General features: G+C 70.7%; 17 protein-coding genes and 1 pseudogene. 10 read left to right on the top strand and 8 right to left on the bottom strand.

All coding sequences use genetic code 11. The annotated features are described in order from the left end of the window. Positions 1–33: 33 nt before the first annotated feature. Entirely contained in the window at positions 34–1,002 is a 969-nt protein-coding gene (locus ABZ477_RS03520; protein WP_360127971.1) for an EamA family transporter, read from the bottom strand. Positions 1,003–1,124: 122 nt separating this feature from the next. On the opposite strand from ABZ477_RS03520, the gene cysS reads away from it, so the two are divergent. From cysS to ABZ477_RS03505, 3 genes are all read left to right on the top strand, one after another. Then, positions 1,125–2,546 carry a cysteine--tRNA ligase gene (gene cysS / locus ABZ477_RS03515; protein ID WP_360127968.1) on the top strand — a complete coding sequence of 474 codons (1,422 nt, stop codon included), beginning with the start codon at positions 1,125–1,127 and terminating at the stop codon, positions 2,544–2,546. After that, the gene (gene rlmB / locus ABZ477_RS03510) at positions 2,539–3,543 is read left to right on the top strand and encodes a 23S rRNA (guanosine(2251)-2'-O)-methyltransferase RlmB (RefSeq protein WP_360127965.1); all 1,005 of its coding nucleotides are present in this window, start codon (positions 2,539–2,541) and stop codon (positions 3,541–3,543) included. The genes cysS and rlmB overlap by 8 nt, the downstream gene beginning before the upstream one ends. 65 nt (positions 3,544–3,608) lie before the next feature. Further along, complete coding sequence (locus ABZ477_RS03505; protein ID WP_360127963.1) at positions 3,609–4,250, top strand: NAD(P)H-binding protein; 642 nt, start codon at positions 3,609–3,611, stop codon at positions 4,248–4,250. Between the two features lie 5 nt (positions 4,251–4,255). On the opposite strand, the gene ABZ477_RS03500 is transcribed toward ABZ477_RS03505, so the two are convergent. Both ABZ477_RS03500 and ABZ477_RS03495 read right to left on the bottom strand, forming a co-directional pair. Further along, positions 4,256–5,278, bottom strand: coding sequence for a 2-dehydropantoate 2-reductase (locus ABZ477_RS03500; RefSeq protein ID WP_360127960.1), 1,023 nt, complete (start codon positions 5,276–5,278; stop codon positions 4,256–4,258). Then, positions 5,275–6,702: an amidohydrolase family protein gene (locus tag ABZ477_RS03495; RefSeq protein WP_360127957.1), complete on the bottom strand. Its 1,428-nt coding sequence runs from the start codon at positions 6,700–6,702 to the stop codon at positions 5,275–5,277. Before ABZ477_RS03495 ends, ABZ477_RS03500 begins: the two co-directional genes overlap by 4 nt. A gap of 130 nt (positions 6,703–6,832) precedes the next feature. On the opposite strand from ABZ477_RS03495, the gene ABZ477_RS03490 reads away from it, so the two are divergent. Both ABZ477_RS03490 and ABZ477_RS03485 read left to right on the top strand, forming a co-directional pair. Further along, the gene (locus ABZ477_RS03490) at positions 6,833–7,138 is read left to right on the top strand and encodes a Dabb family protein (protein ID WP_360127954.1); all 306 of its coding nucleotides are present in this window, start codon (positions 6,833–6,835) and stop codon (positions 7,136–7,138) included. A 5-nt stretch (positions 7,139–7,143) separates the two neighbouring features. Beyond that, positions 7,144–8,214 carry an alcohol dehydrogenase catalytic domain-containing protein gene (locus ABZ477_RS03485; RefSeq protein WP_360127951.1) on the top strand — a complete coding sequence of 357 codons (1,071 nt, stop codon included), beginning with the start codon at positions 7,144–7,146 and terminating at the stop codon, positions 8,212–8,214. 15 nt (positions 8,215–8,229) lie between these two features. Here the strand turns inward: ABZ477_RS03485 and ABZ477_RS03480 are convergent, their stop codons facing one another. After that, positions 8,230–8,913: a helix-turn-helix domain-containing protein gene (locus tag ABZ477_RS03480; protein WP_360127948.1), complete on the bottom strand. Its 684-nt coding sequence runs from the start codon at positions 8,911–8,913 to the stop codon at positions 8,230–8,232. 112 nt (positions 8,914–9,025) lie between these two features. Between ABZ477_RS03480 and ABZ477_RS03475 the strand changes: the two genes are divergently transcribed. From ABZ477_RS03475 to ABZ477_RS03465, 3 genes are read left to right on the top strand one after another with little or no spacing between them, the layout of a single operon-like run. After that, positions 9,026–10,408 (top strand): Xaa-Pro peptidase family protein, encoded by a 1,383-nt coding sequence (locus tag ABZ477_RS03475; protein ID WP_360127946.1) that lies wholly within the window; start codon positions 9,026–9,028, stop codon positions 10,406–10,408. A gap of 2 nt (positions 10,409–10,410) precedes the next feature. Then, on the top strand, positions 10,411–11,301 hold the full coding sequence (locus ABZ477_RS03470) for an NAD(P)-dependent oxidoreductase (RefSeq protein WP_360127943.1): 891 nt from the start codon (positions 10,411–10,413) through the stop codon (positions 11,299–11,301). Then, positions 11,298–12,002: an SDR family NAD(P)-dependent oxidoreductase gene (locus tag ABZ477_RS03465; RefSeq protein WP_360127940.1), complete on the top strand. Its 705-nt coding sequence runs from the start codon at positions 11,298–11,300 to the stop codon at positions 12,000–12,002. Before ABZ477_RS03470 ends, ABZ477_RS03465 begins: the two co-directional genes overlap by 4 nt. 79 nt (positions 12,003–12,081) lie before the next feature. Here the strand turns inward: ABZ477_RS03465 and ABZ477_RS03460 are convergent, their stop codons facing one another. Beyond that, positions 12,082–12,768: a GntR family transcriptional regulator gene (locus ABZ477_RS03460; RefSeq protein WP_360127937.1), complete on the bottom strand. Its 687-nt coding sequence runs from the start codon at positions 12,766–12,768 to the stop codon at positions 12,082–12,084. An 8-nt stretch (positions 12,769–12,776) separates the two neighbouring features. Next, entirely contained in the window at positions 12,777–13,319 is a 543-nt protein-coding gene (locus tag ABZ477_RS03455; protein WP_360127934.1) for a VOC family protein, read from the bottom strand. Between the two features lie 108 nt (positions 13,320–13,427). Between ABZ477_RS03455 and ABZ477_RS03450 the strand changes: the two genes are divergently transcribed. Together ABZ477_RS03450 and ABZ477_RS03445 are read left to right on the top strand one after the other, a co-directional pair. Beyond that, positions 13,428–15,608, top strand: coding sequence for a thiamine pyrophosphate-dependent enzyme (locus ABZ477_RS03450; RefSeq protein ID WP_360127931.1), 2,181 nt, complete (start codon positions 13,428–13,430; stop codon positions 15,606–15,608). Further along, a complete protein-coding gene (locus ABZ477_RS03445; RefSeq protein ID WP_360127928.1) occupies positions 15,608–16,891 on the top strand; it encodes a dihydrolipoamide acetyltransferase family protein in 1,284 nt (427 codons plus the stop codon). The genes ABZ477_RS03450 and ABZ477_RS03445 overlap by 1 nt, the downstream gene beginning before the upstream one ends. A gap of 25 nt (positions 16,892–16,916) precedes the next feature. Here the strand turns inward: ABZ477_RS03445 and ABZ477_RS03440 are convergent, their stop codons facing one another. Both ABZ477_RS03440 and ABZ477_RS03435 read right to left on the bottom strand, forming a co-directional pair. After that, a complete protein-coding gene (locus ABZ477_RS03440) occupies positions 16,917–18,221 on the bottom strand; it encodes a DUF4032 domain-containing protein (RefSeq protein WP_360127925.1) in 1,305 nt (434 codons plus the stop codon). A 69-nt stretch (positions 18,222–18,290) separates the two neighbouring features. Next, positions 18,291–18,497 (bottom strand): annotated as a pseudogene (locus ABZ477_RS03435) (sugar ABC transporter ATP-binding protein); the annotation flags it as partial.

Below are 18,497 nucleotides of genomic sequence, written 5' to 3'. Positions count from 1 at the left end.
TCGCGGCACATTCGTGAAGTCTCGCGAAGGGGGTCAGCCTTCCACGGCGTAGGGTCTCGGGTCGCGCGGGGCGCGCGAGCCCCACGCCAGCAGCGCGAGTCCTGCGGCCAGGACGACCAGGCCCAGGATCGCGAGGGCGCTCAGTCGTTCGCCGAGGACGACGATACCCAGCAGGCTCGCCGTGAGCGGCTCGCCGAGGGTGAGGGTCGCGGCGGTCGCTGCCGTCAGCCCGCTCAGGCCCCACGTGAACAGGACGTAGGCGATCGAGATCGTCGCGATGCCGAGCCACAGTCCCATCGCGAGCCCGGCGGGCGTGCTGAGCCACGACAGGTCCACGAACGGCAGGGCGATGATCGCGATGACGGCCGAGCTCGCGCCCATCGCACCCACGACCGTGAAGGGGTCCCAGCCCTGGTCGAGCAGTCGCCGCTGGGCGTTGGCGATGACGGCGAACGACGCGGCGGCGCCGAGCGATCCGAGGAGGCCCACCGGGTCCGTGCCCCCGGCCCCCGCGCCTCCCGCTTCACCGCCGACACCGAGCAGCACGACGCCGACGGTCGCGAGCGCCGTCGCGATCATCCACGCGGCGCTGGGAGCACGGCGAGTGAGGAGCCACTCGAGCAGCCCGGCCATGATCGGCGCGGACCCGAGGGCGATGACGGTGCCGACGGCCACGCCGTTGCGCTCCGTGCCCAGGAAGAAGAGGGGCTGGTAGGTCGCGAGGCACACGCCCGTGAGGACCATGAGGAGGAGGGGGCGGATGCCGCCCTTCGACAGGCTCAGGAACCGGGGCGGCTGGGGGACGGCATCCGCTCTCTGAGCGGCCCGCACGCGATGACGCCACGCGAGCGTGAAGGCGATGAGCGCGAGGCCCGTGCCGCCGATCGCGAGGCGCACGGCGCCGATCGCGAGGGGCGTGGCGCCGTCGGGCCCGAGAGCCTGCGACGTTCCCGTCGTCCCGAACAGCACCGCCGCGGCGAAGACGGCGAGGACGTGCAGCATCCTTCTTTCCTACTTCATCCGACGACCCGCCAGAACACGCGGCGCACGGCACCCGCGGCCCGCGTGTCCCCGGCGACCCGACACGCCGGGTTCGCACAGGAGCGCGCCGCTAGGCTTGTGCGGTGACCGTCCGGCTCTATGACACCAAGGCGCAGCAGCTGCGCGACTTCGTGCCCCTCGACCCCGCGAACGTCACGATCTACGTCTGCGGTCCGACCGTGCAGTCGGGGCCGCACATCGGGCACCTGCGCGGCGCGCTGAGCTTCGACATCCTCCGTCGCTGGCTCGCGCATCGCTACGGCCGCGTGACGTTCGTCCGCAACGTCACCGACATCGACGACAAGGTGCTCGTCAACGCGACCGACTCCGAGCCGTGGTGGGCGCTGGCCTACCGCATGGAGCTCGAGTTCACCCGCGCCTACACGGCGATCGGCATCCTTCCTCCGACCTACGAGCCGCGCGCGACGGCGTCGATCCCGCAGATGCAGGAACTCATCCAGCGGCTCATCCACGCGGGGCACGCGTACCCGGCGACGGGAGCCGCCGCCGGCGACGTCTACTTCGACGTGCGCTCGTGGGCGGACTACGGGTCGCTCACGAACCAGTCGCTCGACGCGATGGAGCCCGCGGAGGACGCGGATCCCCGCGGCAAGCGCGACCCCCGCGACTTCGCCCTGTGGAAGGGCGCCAAGCCCGACGAGGCCGAGTCGGCGCAGTGGGAGTCGCCGTGGGGCAAGGGACGCCCGGGCTGGCACATCGAGTGCTCGGCGATGTCGCGCCGCTACCTCGGCGCCGAGTTCGACATCCACGGCGGCGGCCTCGACCTCCGCTTCCCGCACCACGAGAACGAGCTCGCACAGTCGACGGCGGCCGGAGACGGGTTCGCCCGTTACTGGGTGCACAACGGCCTCGTGACAGTCGGCGCCCAGAAGATGTCGAAGTCGCTCTTCAACTTCATCCTCGCGGAGGACATCCTGCGCGAGCGCGATGCGCTCGTCGTCCGTTACGCACTCGCGGCGGCGCACTACCGCTCGAGCCTGGACATCACGACGTCGTCCTTCGACGAGGCCGAGGCGGCGCTCGACCGTATCCGGACGTTCCTGCAGCGCGCTTCTCGGCTGCTCGCCGCCGACGCCGACGCCGACGTGCGAGTCGAGGCATCCGTGCCGCAGCGCTTCGCCGAGGCGCTGGATGACGATCTCGGCGTGCCGCAGGCGCTCGCCGTCGTGCACGAGACCGTGCGAGACGGGAACACGGCACTGGACGCGGGGGATCGGGGCGCCGTCCTGCGCGCCTTCGGCGAGGTCGCGGTCATGACCGGGATCCTCGGGATCGACCCGGAGGACCCGAAGTGGCTCGCGGGGACGGCAGGGCCGGAGGCATCCGCATTGGATGCGCTCCTGCAGACGATGATCGCGCAGCGGGCCGAAGCCCGCGCCGCGAAGGATTGGGCCGCAGCGGACCGCGTCCGCGATGCGATCGCCGCGGCAGGAATCACGCTGGAAGACAGCGCAGACGGAACGCATTGGAGTATCGATGGCTAAGCCAGGGCGCCCCGGCGCCAGCAAGGGCGGCAAGGGACCCACGAAGGGCTCCGGCGGCAAGAACAAGCGCTCGCTCGAGGGGCGTGGGCCCACACCCAAGGCCGAAGACCGGGCGTGGCACCCGGCCGGCAAGCGCAAGGCCGCGGCCGAGCGCTACGCCGCCGCGGGCGGCAAGGGCCGTCCCGGCGCCAAGCCGCAGGGCGGCGGCCAGAACCGGGCGCCGAAGGCGAAGGCAGGCGACGACACCGAGACCGTGACAGGACGCAACAGCGTCCTCGAGGCCCTGCGGGCCAAGATCCCCGCGACGGCGTTCTACATCGCGCAGCGCGTCGAGATGGACGACCGCGTCAAGGAGATGCTGTCGATCGCGACGCATCGCGACATCCCCGTCCTCGAGGTCACCCGACAGGAGCTCGACCGGATGGCGGGCTTCGACGGAGTGCACCAGGGCGTCGCGCTCAAGGTGCCGCCGTACGAGTACGCGCACCCGCAGGACCTGCTCGAGCAGATCGTCGACACCGGCCAGACGCCGCTCATCGTCGCCCTGGACGGCGTCACGGATCCGCGCAACCTCGGCGCCATCATCCGCTCGACGGCGGCCTTCGGCGGGCAGGGGATCGTCATCCCGCAGCGTCGCTCGGCCGGCGTCAACTCGGCGGCGTGGAAGACCAGCGCGGGGGCCGCCGCGCGCGTGCCCGTCGCGGTCGCGCCGAACCTCACCTCGACGCTCAAGGAGTTCAAGAAGCAGGGCGTCTTCGTCCTGGGCCTGGACGGCGGGGGCGACGTCTCGCTGCCGGCCCTCGAGCTCGCCGACCGTCCCGTCGTCATCGTCGTCGGCTCGGAGGGCAAGGGCCTCTCGCGCCTCGTGACCGAGACGTGCGACCAGGTCGTGTCGATCCCGATCTCGGCCGCCACGGAGTCGCTCAACGCCGGAATCGCGGCATCCGTCGCCCTGTATCAGGTCGCCACGCTCCGAACCGCCCGCAACGACGCATGATGCATTCGTGGGAATGATTCCCGCGGCGTGGGGCTTGCTCTCGACGTAACCACGAAAGGAAGACCATGGCTCGTATCGCCGTCATCGGAGGGACCGGCTACGCCGGCAGTCACATCGTCGCAGAGGGCGCGCGGCGCGGACACGACGTCGTCTCCGTCTCACGGAAGGTGCCCGCCGAGCGCGTGCACGGCGTGACGTACATCGAGGGCTCGATCGTGGATGCCCCGGGACTCGTCGCCGAGCTGCAGGGAGCGGATGCCGTCATCATCGCCGTCGCTCCGCGCGGCGACATGGCCGATCTCGCGGTCGGGTCGGTGCTCGAGTTCGCGAAGGAGCTCGCGGGCTCCGGGACGCGACTGGGCGTCGTGGGCGGCGCAGGCGGATCGCTCTCCGAGCCGGGCGGACCCCGCCTGTTCGACCTCGACTTCCCCGAGGCCTTCAAGGCCGAGGCGCAGACCGGCATCGACATCCTCGAGGGCCTTCAGGCGACGCCCGAGTCGCTCGACTGGTTCTTCGTGCACCCGGCCGAGACGTTCGGCGGCTACAACCCCGGCGAGCGCACGGGCTCGTACCGGACGGGCGGCGACGTCGTCGTCCGCGACGAGGCCGGCCTGTCCTACATCTCCGGCGAGGACCTCGCCGTCGCCTTCATCGACGAGATCGAGACACCCAAGCACCACCGTGAACGGTTCACCGTCGGGTACTGATCGACCTAGGCGCCCCCGAAGGGTGTGAGCAGCGCGGCGTTCTCGGCCCGCGGGTCGAGAGCGCCGCGCTGGATCCGGTGAGCAGCGTCGACGACCGCCGCGTTGGCGGGCGTGGGGATGCCGAGCCGGGCGCCCGCCGCGACGACGATGCCGTTGATGTCGTCGACTTCGCTGCGGCGACCCTTCCTCCAGTCCTGGAGCACCGTCGTCGTCGCGCCCGCGACGACGAACCGGTCGTAGAGCGCGTCGAGCATGGTCTCGACGACCGTGGACTCGTCGGCGATGTCGGCGGCGGTCAGGCCGAAGATGGGCAGGATGCTGCGCCCGCCCGCCCGCCCCACCGCGAGCGTCTCGCGACCGGCCCGGATCATGACATCGCGCATGCCGGGGACGCGGATCGCATCGAGCATGGGAAGACCCAGGATCGCCGTGGGAACGAGCACCGACGAGTTGCTCACGAGCTTCATCCACTTCGCCGAGTCGATGTCCGGGAAGGGCTCGACCCGTCCCGAATGGCTGAGCGCGGCGCGGACGGGCTCGGCCCGCGCGCCGGCGTCGACCGCGAACCACGAGCGCTCCGGCGGCGTGTGCCGGTGCACGAGTCCGGGCTCCGACATGGTCGCCGACACCTCGATGACGGTGCCCACGGCACGCTCGGCGCCCACCGCGGCCGCGACGGCGGACGTCGACATGCCGTTCTGCACGGCTGCGACGAGCCCCGTCCGACTCACGTGGGGCGCGATGAGCTCGGCAGCCCATCGCGTGTCGTACGCCTTCATAACGATGAGCACGACGTCGAAGGGATGCCGCAGCTCGGCCACCTGGCACACGTGCAGCACGTGCGGCCGGACTGTCACCTCGCGCTCCGGCATCCGGATCACCAGGCCGTCGGCGCGCATCGCCTCGACGTGGGCGGGCCATTGCTCGATGAGCGTCACGTCGAGGTCGGTCGCGATCAGGTCGGCCGCGATCGAGGAGCCGTTCGCGCCCGCGCCGAGAACGGCGATCCGGTCGCCTGCGCCGGTCACTTCTTGTACTGGTACGGGTTGTAGAGGACCTCGGTCTCGGGGATCTCGGGGTTCTGGCCCGCCAGCCAGTCGTCGCCGATCTCGCTCTGGAGGTACGAGATCGTGTCTTCGAGCTTGGCCTTGACGCCCGGAAGGTCGCCGGCGACGACCTTGCCGTCGGCCTTGACGACCTCGCCGCCCACGACGACCGTGTGCACGTCGCCGCGCTGCGCCTGGTAGACGACCTGACCGTAGGGGTTGACGAGCGGCGCCCACGAGGGAGAGTCCTCGTTCTTGAGCAGGACGACGTCGCCCAGCTTTCCGACTTCGAGCGAGCCGATGAGGTCGTCCTTGCCGATGGCCTTCGCTCCGCCGCGGGTCGCCATCGCCACGACCTCCTCGACGCGCAGCTTGACGTGCGTGATCGTCTCGGCGGGGTCGAGCTGGTGTGCGAGGTAGTGCTCGAGGGCTCGGTCGGCGCCGACGGTCGCGCGCATGGCCGAGAAGAGGTCGGCGCTGAACCACACGCTCGTGTCGACCGACAGCGACGTGGGGATGCCGTAGCGGCGCAGCTGATGCACGGGAGGGTATCCCTGGCCGCACGTGTCCTCCGACTCGGTCGCGAGCGAGACGTTGCCGCCCGTCGCAGCGATCTTCTGATAGGACTCCGCGGCCAGCGAAGCGGCGTGGACGTAGGTGTAGCCCTCCTTCATGACGCCGGCCTCGTACGCGTTCCTGATGCCCCAGTCGTTGGTCGCACCCCAGACGCCGGCATGGGTCGTCACGCGCAGCCCGAGCTCCTCGGCGACACGATAGGCGGCCAGCTCGGGGAACTCGGCATCCTGATTGGGCACGTCGAAGGCGATCTGCGTGCCGAACATGCGCGAGTCGTCCCGGGAGCGGACGAGGAGATCCTGGATCGCGGGGTCGGCGGTCCACTCCCACGGCGACTGGTGGATGTTGCCGTAGGCGAAGACGAAGCGACCCGGCGACGAGACGAGCGCCTCGAAGGCCGCCTCGCCGTGCTCGATCGTGCGCAGACCGTGCGACCAGTCGACGCTCGTCGTGACGCCGGACTCGACGGCGTCGAGTGCCGAGATGAGGTTGCCGGCCGCATAGTCCTGCGGCCGGAACTTCGCGCCGTGCTGCAGGTAATACCAGACGAAGTACTGCGTCAGGGTCCAGTCGGCGCCGTAGGCGCGCATGGCCGTCTGCCACATGTGCCGGTGCGTGTCGACCATGCCCGGCATGAGGATGCCGCCCTTCGCGTCGATCACGAAGGCGTCATCGGGCGCCGCGACGTCGACCCCGACCTCCGCGATCCTGCCGTCCTTGACGAGGACGTCACCACGGGGGAGGACCGTGCGGGAGTCGTCCATCGTGAGGACGATTCCGTCGGTGAAGAGGATCGGCTGGCCCTTCTGGGGGGTCGGCGTGTCCGTCATCGCTCATCTCCTTCGATCAGCAGACACTGCGGACGGGTTCCGGTGTCGCCCGCAGTGTATTCGCTCGACTGCACATGCGTAAAGTAATCCTGAACACTGCGGCGCATCCGCCGTCGAGACGAGGAGCGACATGATCCTTCACCTGGCCCTGTTCACATGGCGGGACGACGTCACCCCCGACGACGTCGCCGACCTGACCCGGCAGCTCGAGGAGATGGCCGAGGGCATCCCGGCCCTGCGGCGCTACGACTGCGGGGAGAACCTCAGACTGCGCCCGAGCGACGCGGACTACGCCGTGGCGGCGGTCGTCGACGACGCGGACGGCCTCACGGCGTATCTCGACTCCGAGGCGCACAAGGCGGTGTACGACCGGATCCTGGGCCGCATGATCCAGCACAGGCAGGCCGCGCAGCTCGATCTCGGCGCGGCCGGCTGACGCCGATGCGGGCCGCCGTTCTGCGCGCCCTGGGCGATCTGCGGATCGAGGAGCGGCCGGTCCCCGTCCCGGGACCGGGCGAGGCGCTCGTGCGCGTGACGGTCTGCGGCGTGTGCGGGACCGATGCGGTCGAGTTCGATCGGGGCCTGCTGTCGAGTCCGCCCGTCGTCCTCGGCCACGAGTTCACCGGCGTCGTCGAGCGGCTGGGCGAGGGCGTCTCGGAACCTCCCGTCGGGGCGACTGTCGTGTGCGGCGCCGGCATCTCGTGCGGCACGTGCCGGCAGTGCCAGCGGGGTCGGACGAATCTGTGCCGCACGTATCGGACCGCCGGGTTCCAGGCCGACGGGGGGCTCGCCGGCTACGTCGCCGTTCCCGCGGGCATCCTGCTCGATGTCACCGACGCAGGCCTCGCCGACGACACTCTCGCGCTCGCCCAGCCGATGTCGATCGCCGTCCATGTCGTGCGCCGGAGCGGACTGGCCGCGGGCGACGAGGCGGTCGTCGTCGGGATCGGGGGCATCGGAGCGTTCATCGTGCTGGCGGCCGCGGCGACGGGCGCCCGCGTCACGGCGGTCGCGCGCGACCCGGAGCGCCTGGCGCTCGCGACGCGACTCGGCGCCGCGGACGGCGTCCTGGCCGGAGGGATGCCGCTCGCCGAGGCCCTGCGCGAGCGCGGCGTCGAACCCGACGTGCTGTTCGAGGTGAGCGCATCCCCCGAGGGCCTGGCCGAAGTGCTCCAGGCAGCCCCGCGCGGAGCGGTCATCGTGCCCGTCGGCGTCCAGAAGGAGCCGACTGCCGTGATGCTGCGGGACTGGACGCTGCGGGAGTACTCGGTCGTCGGCAGCGTCGCCCACGTCTTCGCGGACGACATGCCCGAAGCTGTCCGGCTGCTCGCGACGCGGGAGGACTGGTCTGATGTCGCCAGCGAGGTCCTCCCGCTCGATCTGCTGCTCGAGCGCGGTCTCCGGCCCTTGCTGGAGGGCCGCTCGACGCAGATCAAGACGCTCGTCGATCCGTGGATCGACGAGCCCCGCCCCGCCGCGCACCGTCGCGCCGAACACCCGCGCGCCGACTGACGACGCGCGTGGGCGTCACTCCCCGCGAAGGCGGTCCATCGCCTGGAGCACCTCCACGGCCGACGTGACCGGCTCATGCGCGACCGGCGCCTCCACGCCGGGGGCCGCGGGCATCGCCTGGCTGTGCTCGCGACGACCCATGACGAACCAGACGCCGCGGGCGACAGCATCCCCCCGATTCGCGTACATGTGCGGCCGGACCGAATCGAAGTGCAGCGAGTCGCCCGGACGGAGGATGTGGGTGTCGAAGTCGAGCTGCAGAGTCAGCTCGCCCTCGAGCAGATACGCGTACTCGACCCCCGCATGACGCATGAGCCGGCCTTCGATCGAGCTCGAAGCGCCCGGCGCGTAGGTGACGAGCAGCGCGTCCGCCGCTCCGTCGCCCACCGCCAGCCGCTCCCACCGCACGCCGTTCTCCATCTCGATGACGGGATTCTCGGCCGCACGCTGCACGACGGGGGTCACGGTGCTCGCCGGGGCGCGCTCGGGCTCGGTCACGACGCCGAGCAGCTCGTCGATCGAGATCCCGAGCGCCGAGACGATCGCGTAGAGCGTCGATACGGACGGCTGAGTCTTGCCCGTCTCGATCTGCGAGATGAGGCTCGGCGACACCCCCAGCGACTGTGCCAGCCCGCGCAGGCTGAGCCCGCGCGCCAGTCGCGCATCGCGCAGTCTCGCGCCGACCTTCTCGCCCACCATGCCGCTTCCGCCCTCCGCGGGATTCTGCCGCGACCTTACACCGCGCGAGTGTTCACTGTACCTTCACACGTGTTCTAATCTGTTCCACATCCGGCGGACGCAGGAGGTCTCGATGAAGAACACGGGAACGACCGGCACGAACGCGGTCGACTGGGAGGCGCGGGTCGACTTCGACCGCCTGCGCGCCGAGCGCCTCGGACGGCTCAAGGCGGAGCTCGACCGCTCGGATCTCGGTGCCCTGCTGGCGTTCGACTTCTCCAACATCCGCTACATGACCGCGACGCACATCGGCACGTGGGCCATGGACAAGCTGATCCGCTTCAGCCTGCTCACCCGCAACAGCGACCCGATCTCGTGGGACTTCGGCTCCGCTGCCAAGCACCACGCGCTGTACAACCCGTGGCTCGACACGACGACCGCCGAGATGGATGCCGACCCCCACGCTCCGCACGAGGGTGCGAAGCGGTCGCGGCTCGAGCGCGGCGCTCGCGCCGGCATCTCGACGCTGCGCGGTGCCTTCACGCCGGACGCCGGCATCGCCGAGGAGGTCGCGCGCAAGATCAAGCGAGAGCTCGAGAAGTTCGGCGTCGCGAACGAGCCGCTCGGCGTCGATGTCATCGAGCTGCCCATCCTCTTCGCCCTGCAGGCGGAGGGCATCCGGGTCGTCGACGGCCAGCAGGTGTTCATGGAGGCCCGTCGCATCAAGACGGGCGATGAGATCCGACTGCTGACGCAGGCGGCGTCGATGGTGGATGCCGCGTACGAGGAGCTCTACCGGTTCCTCCGCCCCGGCGTCCGCGAGAACGAGACCGTGGGCCTTGTGGCCAAGACGCTCTACGACCTGGGCTCGGAGTACGTCGAAGGCGTCAACGCGATCTCCGGAGAGCGGTGCTCACCGCATCCGCACGTCTTCAGCGACCGGCTCATCCGCCCCGGCGACCCCGCGTTCTTCGACATCCTGCACTCCTTCAACGGGTACCGCACGTGCTACTACCGCTGCTTCGCGGTGGGGTCGGCATCCGTCGCGCAACGCGACGCGTACACCCGCGCCCGCGAGTACATGGATCGCGCGATCGCCCTCGTGAAGCCGGGAGCGACGACCGCCGACATCGTGCGGGTGTGGCCGACGGCGCAGGAGTTCGGGTTCCCCGATGAGGAGGCGGCCTTCGCGCTGCAGTACGGCCACGGCGTAGGCCTGTCGATCTGGGAGAAGCCGATCTTCTCGCGGCTGGTCTCGCTGGATCATCCCGAAGTGCTGCAGGAGGGGATGCTGTTCGCCCTCGAGACGTACTGGCCGTCGGCCGACGGGTGGGGCGCGGCCCGCATCGAGGAAGAGGTCGTCGTCACGGCGGAGGGCTGCGAGGTGATCACGAAGTTCCCGGCGGAGGAGCTGCTCGTCGCCGGCACGCGCTACATCGCGGTCGGCGGACCGCTCAAGACCGAGCGCGACAGCCAGTCCCACCTCAACACGGCATGGGGCCGGGGCGAGGCGTAGGCATGGCGGTGCTCGGCTTCCTGGGGCTCGGCCGGATGGGCTCCGCGATGGCACGGAGACTCGTCGAGGCCGGGCACGAGGTGCACGTGTGGAACCGTTCGCCGGCGGACGTCGAGCGTCTCGTCGAGGCGGGGGCCGTCGCCGCGGGATCGCCCGGGGAGGCGCTCGCGACGGGCCTGTCGTTCTCGATGCTCGCCGACGACGACGCGGCCGAAGGGGTGCTGTCCGACGAGTCCGTCGGCGACGCGCGCGGCATCCATGTCTGCATGGCCTCGATCAGTCCGGCCGAAGCGGATCGGCTCGAGGCCCGATTCGCCTCGGCCGGCGTCGGGTACGTCGCGGCGCCCGTGCTCGGTCGACCGTCCGTCGCCGCGGAGGGTCGCCTCAACATCCTCGCAGCGGGGGAGGAGGCCTTCGTCGCCGAGGCCACCCCGTTCCTCGAGACGCTCGGCGTCCGCGTATGGCGCTTCGGCGATCGTCCTCGCCAGGCGAACGTCGTGAAGGTCGCGGTGAACTTCAACATCATCCATGCGATCCAGGCGCTCGGCGAGTCGATCGCGATGACGGAGCGGCACGGCATCGACGCCGGGGACTTCCACGAGCTGCTCGTGAGCACCCTCTTCGACGGCGTCGTCTACCGCGGCTACGGCAGGGAGATCGTCGACGAGGCGTATGTGCCGCCGGGATTCCTCATGGCGCTCGGCTTCAAGGATCTGCGCCTCGCAGAAGCGGTCGCGGCAGAAGCGGGCCTCACGCTCCCGACGGCGGCGGCGCTGCACCGCGTGTACGAGCTCGCGCTCGCCGACGAGGAGCTGCGCCGCTTCGACTGGGGCGGCGCCGCCGAGGTGACCCGCCGCGACCTGTACCCGCCCGATAGGAAGGAGACACCATGAGCGGCCGCACGATCGTCATCGTCGGAGGCACGTCCGGAATCGGTCTCGCGCTCGCGAAGGACACCGTCGCGCGCGGCGACTCCGTCGTCATCACAGGGCGCGGCCAAGAGCGCGTCGACGAGATCGCGGCGACGGTAGGGGGTGCTGTCACAGGCGTGTCGCTCGATATCTCCGAACCCGAGACGATCGCGGACCAGCTCGCCGGTGTCGGACCCGTCCACGGCCTCGTGCTCGCCGCCATCGAGCGCGACGCCAACACGGTGCGGGAGTACGACATCGCCCGGGCCAGGCGGCTCGTGACGCTCAAGCTCATCGGGTACACGGAGGTCATCCACACGCTGCTGGATCGTCTCGAGCCGAGCCGCGACACGGGCATCGTGCTGTTCGGCGGGCGCGCGAAGGATGCTCCGTACCCGGGCTCGACGACCGTCGCGACGATCAACGGCGGGGTCATGGGGCTCATGAACGCGCTGGCGCTCGAGCTGGCCCCGATCCGGGTCAACGCGATCCACCCGGGCATCATCGGGGACAGCCCCTTCTGGGCAGGCAAGACGGCCGCGATCGAGGGCTACGCGGCCCGGACGCCGGGCGGCGAGCTCGCCACGATGGCCGACGTCGTCGACGCCGTGCAGTTCCTCCTCCGCAATCGCGGAGTCTCGGCTCTCAACCTCGACCTCGACCGGGGCTGGCGGCTCACCTGACGCCTGGCCGGCCGGCCGCCCGTGCGCGGGTCCGACCCCGGCCGGCGGGTGGCGGCTCACCTGCCGCGTCGACGCCGGCTCAGTCGTCGGCGAAGACCTCGGGGTGCCGCGCCAGCTCGAGTCGCGTCCGCCTGATGTGCCCGGACAGGACGCGCTCCGCCTCGTCGGCGTCGCGGCGCCGGATGGCGGCGACGAGGAGGTGGTGCTCGTGGTGCACGCTGCGCTCGCCTTCTGCGCGGAAGACCCGCGTGAAGGCGCGGCGATAGTGCTGCGTGCGGTTCCACAGCTGCAGCACGAGGTCGCCGAGCACCGAGGTCGGCGCGAGGTCGTAGCACGACAGATGGAAGGCGCGGTCGAGCGCGAGGAACTCCTCGACGTCGTCGGTCGCCTCCATCGCCTCGGCGAGGCGCGCGAGCTCGGCGACGTCGCCGTCGCTCAGCAGGGGCAGGTTGAAGCGCAGGAGGAGCGGCTCGATGCGCTCGCGGATCTGGTACATCTCCTCGCATTCGGCGAGGCTGATCCGCGACACCCACGCCCCGGTGTTCGCGACGAGCGTCACGAGCCCCTCGGCTTCGAGCATGCGCAGCGCCTCGCGCACGGGCACGCGGCTCGCCCCATAGCGGCGCGCGAGCACCTCCTGGCGGATGCGCTCGCCCGGCGCGAACTCGCCGTCGAGGATGGCGGTCCTGAGGGCGTCGGCGACGCGGAGCCCCGCGGCCCCGTGCCCATCGGGCGCCGCGCGCACCGCGCGGGCGGGGAGCGGCATCCCCTCGCTCACTGGGCCGGCCTCGCCGGGTGCCACAGGAGTACGGATGCATCCTGCTCGTAGGCCTTGCCGTCGGGGAAGCTCACGAGCTCGAACTGCATGCCCCAGGGGGAGCGGAAGTAGAGCCACCGCTGACCTGCCGACGCACCCGCGCTCGCGACGGGCTCGCCCATGACCTCGACATCGTGCGCCCGCAGGTGCGCGACGGCGGCGTCCATGTCGTCGACGTAGAGCGCGAGGTGGTGCCCGCCAAGATCGCTGTTCCGCGGCTGCGGGGCCTGTCCGTCGGCGCTGTCGTAGTCGAAGAGCTCGATGTTGCTGCCGTTGCCGAGCCGGTAGAACCGGATCTCGCGGATGACGGTGCGCGGATGAACGCCCAGATGGCGGGCCATCCAGTCATCGTCGTCGGATCGCTTGGCGCCGAGCGTGTACACGTGCACGGCCCCCAGGACGTCGACGAGGAACCGTTCGGCTTCGTCGAGGTCGGGTACGGTGACTCCGACGTGGTCGATGCCGCGCAATCCTGGGATCCCCATGGCGCCTCCCGTCATATTGGATCCATGATCCTGCCCAGTCCGTCCGCTGTCCAGACTCAGGGCACTCTACCTCTTGTGATTGGATGCAATCCGGTCTAGCCTCGCACTGATCGGGAGGCGAGGATGCCGCGCATACGCACACTCGAGACGGGCGTCGACTGGTTCGCTCTCGAGTCGACGGACGAGGACTGGCGCGAGGCCGATCCCGCGCTCCTGTCGACGATGCTGGTTCAGCTGCATCTCATCCGGGCCTTCGAGGAGACGGTGCTCGAGCTCGCCGCCGAAGGTCTCGTCCACGGCCCCGCGCACTCGAGCATCGGACAGGAAGGCGGTGCCGTCGGCTCGATCGCCGGGCTGCGCCCGACGGACGGCGTCAGCGGATCCCATCGGGGACATCATCAGTTCCTGGCGAAGGCCATCACCTACGTGACCGAGGGCCGATCGGATGTCGCGTCCCCGGTCCCGCCGTCGGTCCAGGAGGTGCTGCAGCGCACGCTCGCCGAGATCCTCGGGCTCGCACAGGGCTACTGCAACGGCCGTGGCGGCTCGATGCACCTGCAGTGGCTCGAGGCCGGGGCGCTCGGCACCAACGCGATCGTCGGCGGGGGAACCCCGATGGCGGCGGGCAACGCCTGGGCGCAGAAGCACGCCGGCACGACGGACCTCACGATCAACTGCTTCGGCGATGGTGCGAGCCAGATCGGCTCGGTCCTCGAGACGATGAACCTCGCGGCGGCGTGGAAGCTGCCGCTCTGCTTCTTCATCGAGAACAACCTGTACGCCGTCTCGACGCGTGCCGACGAAGTCACCGCCGACACGCGCTTCTCGGTGCGCGGCCAGGGATTCGGCATCCCGTCGTGGCGCGTCGACGGGATGGACCCGCTCGCCGTGCATCTCGCGATGCAGCAGGCGTCGGCGCGACTGCGGTCGGGCGAGGGCCCCGTGATCATCGAGGCGGAGGTGTACCGCTTCTTCCACCAGAACGGGCCCTTCCCGGGCAGTGCGTTCGGCTATCGGACGAAGGACGAGGAGGCGGACTGGCGCACGCGCGACCCGTTGGACCGGGTCGCGCGGGAGATGATCGCGCTCGGCCGCATCGACGAGGCGGGGGTTGCGCGGCTGCGCTCTGCGGCGCAGCAGGCGATGAGCAGCGCGACGGCGGCGCTCGTGGAGGACGACCCCGATCAGGAGGGCAAACGCCGGATCCGCCCCGCTCTCTGGCCGGACGCCGGCTTCGTCGACGTCGGGATCCGGGGCGACCTGAGAGAACTCGCGGGCGCTGCCGATCCGCCGGAGGCCGGGCCCGTCATCGAACGGAGGTTCGTCGACGTCGTCGCCGAGGTCATGGACCGGCGCATGGCGCAGGATGACCGTATCGTCGTGCTCGGTGAAGACGTGCATCGCCTCGCCGGCGGCACGAACGGTGCCACGAAGGGCCTCGCCGCGAAGTACGGACCCGACCGGATCGTCGGCACTCCCATCAGCGAGAACGCCTTCTTCGGGCTCGCCGGCGGGCTCGCGCTCGACGGCAGGTTCAGGCCCGTCGTCGAGTTCATGTACCCCGACTTCATGTGGGTCGCCGCCGATCAGGTCTTCAACCAGATCGGCAAGGCGCGCCACATGTTCGGCGGTGCGCACGCCGTGCCGCTCGTCCTGCGCACGAAGGTCGCGATGGGCTCCGGGTACGGGTCGCAGCACCTGATGGACCCCGCCGGGATCTTCGCCACGAGCCCGGGATGGCGGATCGCAGCCCCCTCGACGGCGGCCGACTACATCGGGCTCATGAACGCCGCCCTCGCACTCGAGGATCCCGTGCTCGTCATCGAGCACGTCGACCTCTACGGCACGCAGCAGAGCGTGACCGAGGGCGCGCTCGACTACGTCATCCCGCCCGGCTCCGCCGCGATCCGGCGCGAGGGCTCGGATGTCACGGTGCTCAGCTACCTCTCGATGGTCCCGCGCTGCGCCGAGGCCATCGAGCAGTCCGGCGTGGACGCGGAGCTCATCGACCTGCGCTGGCTGGATCGGGCGTCGTTCGACTGGGAGACGGTGGGTGCCAGCATCCGCAAGACGAACGCCGTCCTCATCGTCGAGGAGGGGGCGCGCGGGACCTCGTACGGCGCGTGGCTCGCCGACGAGCTGCAGCGTCGCTTCTTCGACTGGCTCGACCAGCCGGTCGAGCGCGTCACCGGCGGAGAGGCGGCGCCGTCGATCTCGAAGGTGCTCGAACGCGCCGCCATCGCCCGCGCCGAGCAGATCGCGGCGGCGCTCGAGCGCATGCGAGCCGCGTGGGGAGGTGCGTGATGGCGACCGTCGTGCGGATGCCGGCCGTCATGGCGGGCGCGACCGAGGCCGCCGTGCAGAGCTGGCTGGTCGCGGTCGGCGACGCCGTCGATGCGGGGCAGTCCATCGCCGAGATCGAGACCGAGAAGGCGGTCTTCGAACAGGAGTCCGAGGCATCCGGGATCGTGGCGGCCCTGCTCGTGGCACCCGGGGAGTCCGTCGCCGTAGGGGCGCCCATCGCCGTTCTCGCCGACGAAGGGGAGTCGACGGATGCCGCGCTCACGGCGGCAGGAGCGCTCGAGCCGGCCGCAGTGCAGGCGGTGCCGACGAGCACCCCGGCTGCGGAAGGCCCCGATCCGGGCGGGTCCGCTCGTGACACCGAATCGGCAGCGCAGTCGGCGGGTGCGGCCGACCGACGGTTCGCGAGCCCCCTTGTCCGGCGTCTCGCCCGGGAGCGAAGAGTCGATCTCGCATCGATCCCCGGAACAGGTCCGGGCGGGCGCATCGTGCGGCGAGACCTCGACGCACTCGAGCAGTCCGAGGAGGATGCCGGAGCTTCCGGCGGAAGGCCCGTCATCCGTGTCTCCGACGCCGGCGAGAACCTTGCGAGCGACGCGGCGGCCACGGGCTTCACCGACATCCCGCACACGCCCATGCGGCGCGCCGTGGCACGCAGGGTCGCAGAGAGCAAGGCGACGATCCCGCACTTCTACCTGCGCGCCGACTGCCGCGTGGACGCGCTCCTCGAGCTCCGCCGGTCGATCAACGATGGCCGAGCCGCGCCGATAACGCTCAACGACCTCGTCGTGAAGGCTGTCGCGGCCGCGTTCGTCGCCGTGCCGGCCGCCAACGCGGTCTGGACGGATGCTGCGATCCGGCGATTCTCGCAGGTCGATCTGGCCGTCGCCGTCGCCATCGACGGCGGTCTGGTCGCGCCCGTCGTGCGCGGTGTCGACCGCCTGCCGCTCGGCGAGCTGAGCGCGACGCTGCGTGACCTCGTCGATCGTGCGCGCAGCGGTCGACTGCGGCAGCGCGAACTCGAGGGCGGCTCATTCGCCGTGACGAACCTCGGCATGCACGGCACGCGCGAGTTCGCCGCGATCATCGATCCGCCTCACGCCGGCATCCTCGCGATCGGGGCTGCGCAGCCGCGGCCCGTCGTGACGGACGGTGCGCTCGGTGTGGCGACGGTCATGACCGTGACGCTCTCGGCCGATCATCGCGTCCTCGACGGTGCTCTCGCCGCCGAGTGGCTCGCGGCCTTCGCATCGCTCGTCGAGCACCCCGCGCGGATCCTCGTGTGACGCACCGCGGCGCCCGACAGATGAGTCAGACGAGGTCGCGCCAGTCGATGCCCTCGTCCTCGTCGACGATCTCGAGGGCGTCGGTGTCGACCGGCAGCGACATGCTCTCGGTGGGCGGGCCCATGAGCGTCGCCTCGTCACGGCGGTGGCGCAGCACCTCGTCCATGTAGCTCGTGAGAGCCTCGGCGAGCGGGACGGAGCGCCCGCGCTCCTGCGACATGTACCAGCGGTGCTCGAGCACCTGGTGGAACACCTCGGCGGGCTCGAGCTTCGACCGCAGATCGAACGGCACGGCCTTGACGACGGGCTCGAAGACACGCGTGAGCCATTCGTGCGCAACCATGTCCTCGTCGTCGCCGAGGCGCGAGACACGTGCGCGGAACTCGTCCAGGTCGTTGAGCAGGCGCCGGGCCTGGTTCTCCTCGACGTCGAGGCCGGTCAGCCGCAGCAGTCGCCGCTGATGGTGGCCCGCATCGACGACCTTCGGCTGGATCGAGACCCGTGCGCCGTCCGGGGCGGCCTGGATCGACATCTCGCCGATGTCGAACCCGAGCTCGTTGAGGCGGCGCACGCGCTCGGTGATCCGCCACGACTCGTCGGACGAGAAGGTCTCGCGGTCGGTCAGCGCCGCCCACAGCAGGCGGTACGACGAGACGATGCCGTCCGCGATCTGGAGTGCATCGATGCCGCCTTCGAGCCGGCCGCCGGCTTCGAGGTCCATGATCTCGCCCGCGATGTTCGTGCGGGCGACTTCGAGGTCGTGCTCGCGCTGACCCCGCGTGAGCCCGGTCTCGTGCAGCTCACCCGTCTCGGCGTCGACGAGGTAGGCCGCGAAGGCGCCCGCGTCGCGGCGGAACAGCGTGTTCGAGAGCGAGACGTCGCCCCAGAAGAAGCCGACGTTGTGCAGGCGCACGAGCAGCACCGCGAGCGCGTCGACGAGCCGGTTCGCGGTGTCGGGCCGCAGCACCTGCGTGAAGAGGGCGCGATAGGGGAGTGAGAACTTCAGGTGCGCCGTGACCAGGACCGCCGGGAGGGGCTGGCCGGCAGCATCCGTCCTCCCCGCGATGACGGCGACGCGCTCGACGCACGGGGCGTCCAGCCGGGCGAGGTTGCCGAGCATGTCGTATTCGCGGCGCGCCATCTCCTCCGTCGTCTCCTTGACGGCGACGACCCGGCCGGAGAGGTTCGCGAAGCGGACGAGGTGGCGCGAGATGCCCTTGGGGAGGTACACGATGGTGCTGCTCGGCCACTCGGCGAGAGGCGTGGACCACGGCAGGGCGAGAAGGCCGGGATCGACGGAGCTGGCGGTGATGCTCAGGGCAGCGGGCATGGTTCCTCTGGAAATGACACAGCGCGGGCGGTCTTGGAAGAGCCGCCCGCGCTGTGACCGTGTGTCGTGTTACGCGGAAGCGATCGCCTTGTCGGTCAGGCGCTCGCCCGACTCGACGTCGAAGACGTGCACGTGGCCGGGAACCGGAGCGAGGACGACGGTGTCGCCCGCGTTCGGGTGACGGCGGCCGTCGACGCGCGCGACGAGGTCGGTGCGCTTGCCGTTGATGTCGGTGTGGCCGTAGAGGTAGCCGTCGGCGCCGAGCTCCTCGACGAG

Source organism: Microbacterium sp. NPDC019599 (assembly GCF_040632175.1).
In the GTDB taxonomy this organism is placed as follows: domain Bacteria; phylum Actinomycetota; class Actinomycetes; order Actinomycetales; family Microbacteriaceae; genus Microbacterium.
This window is presented reverse-complemented; position numbering and strand designations above follow the sequence as displayed.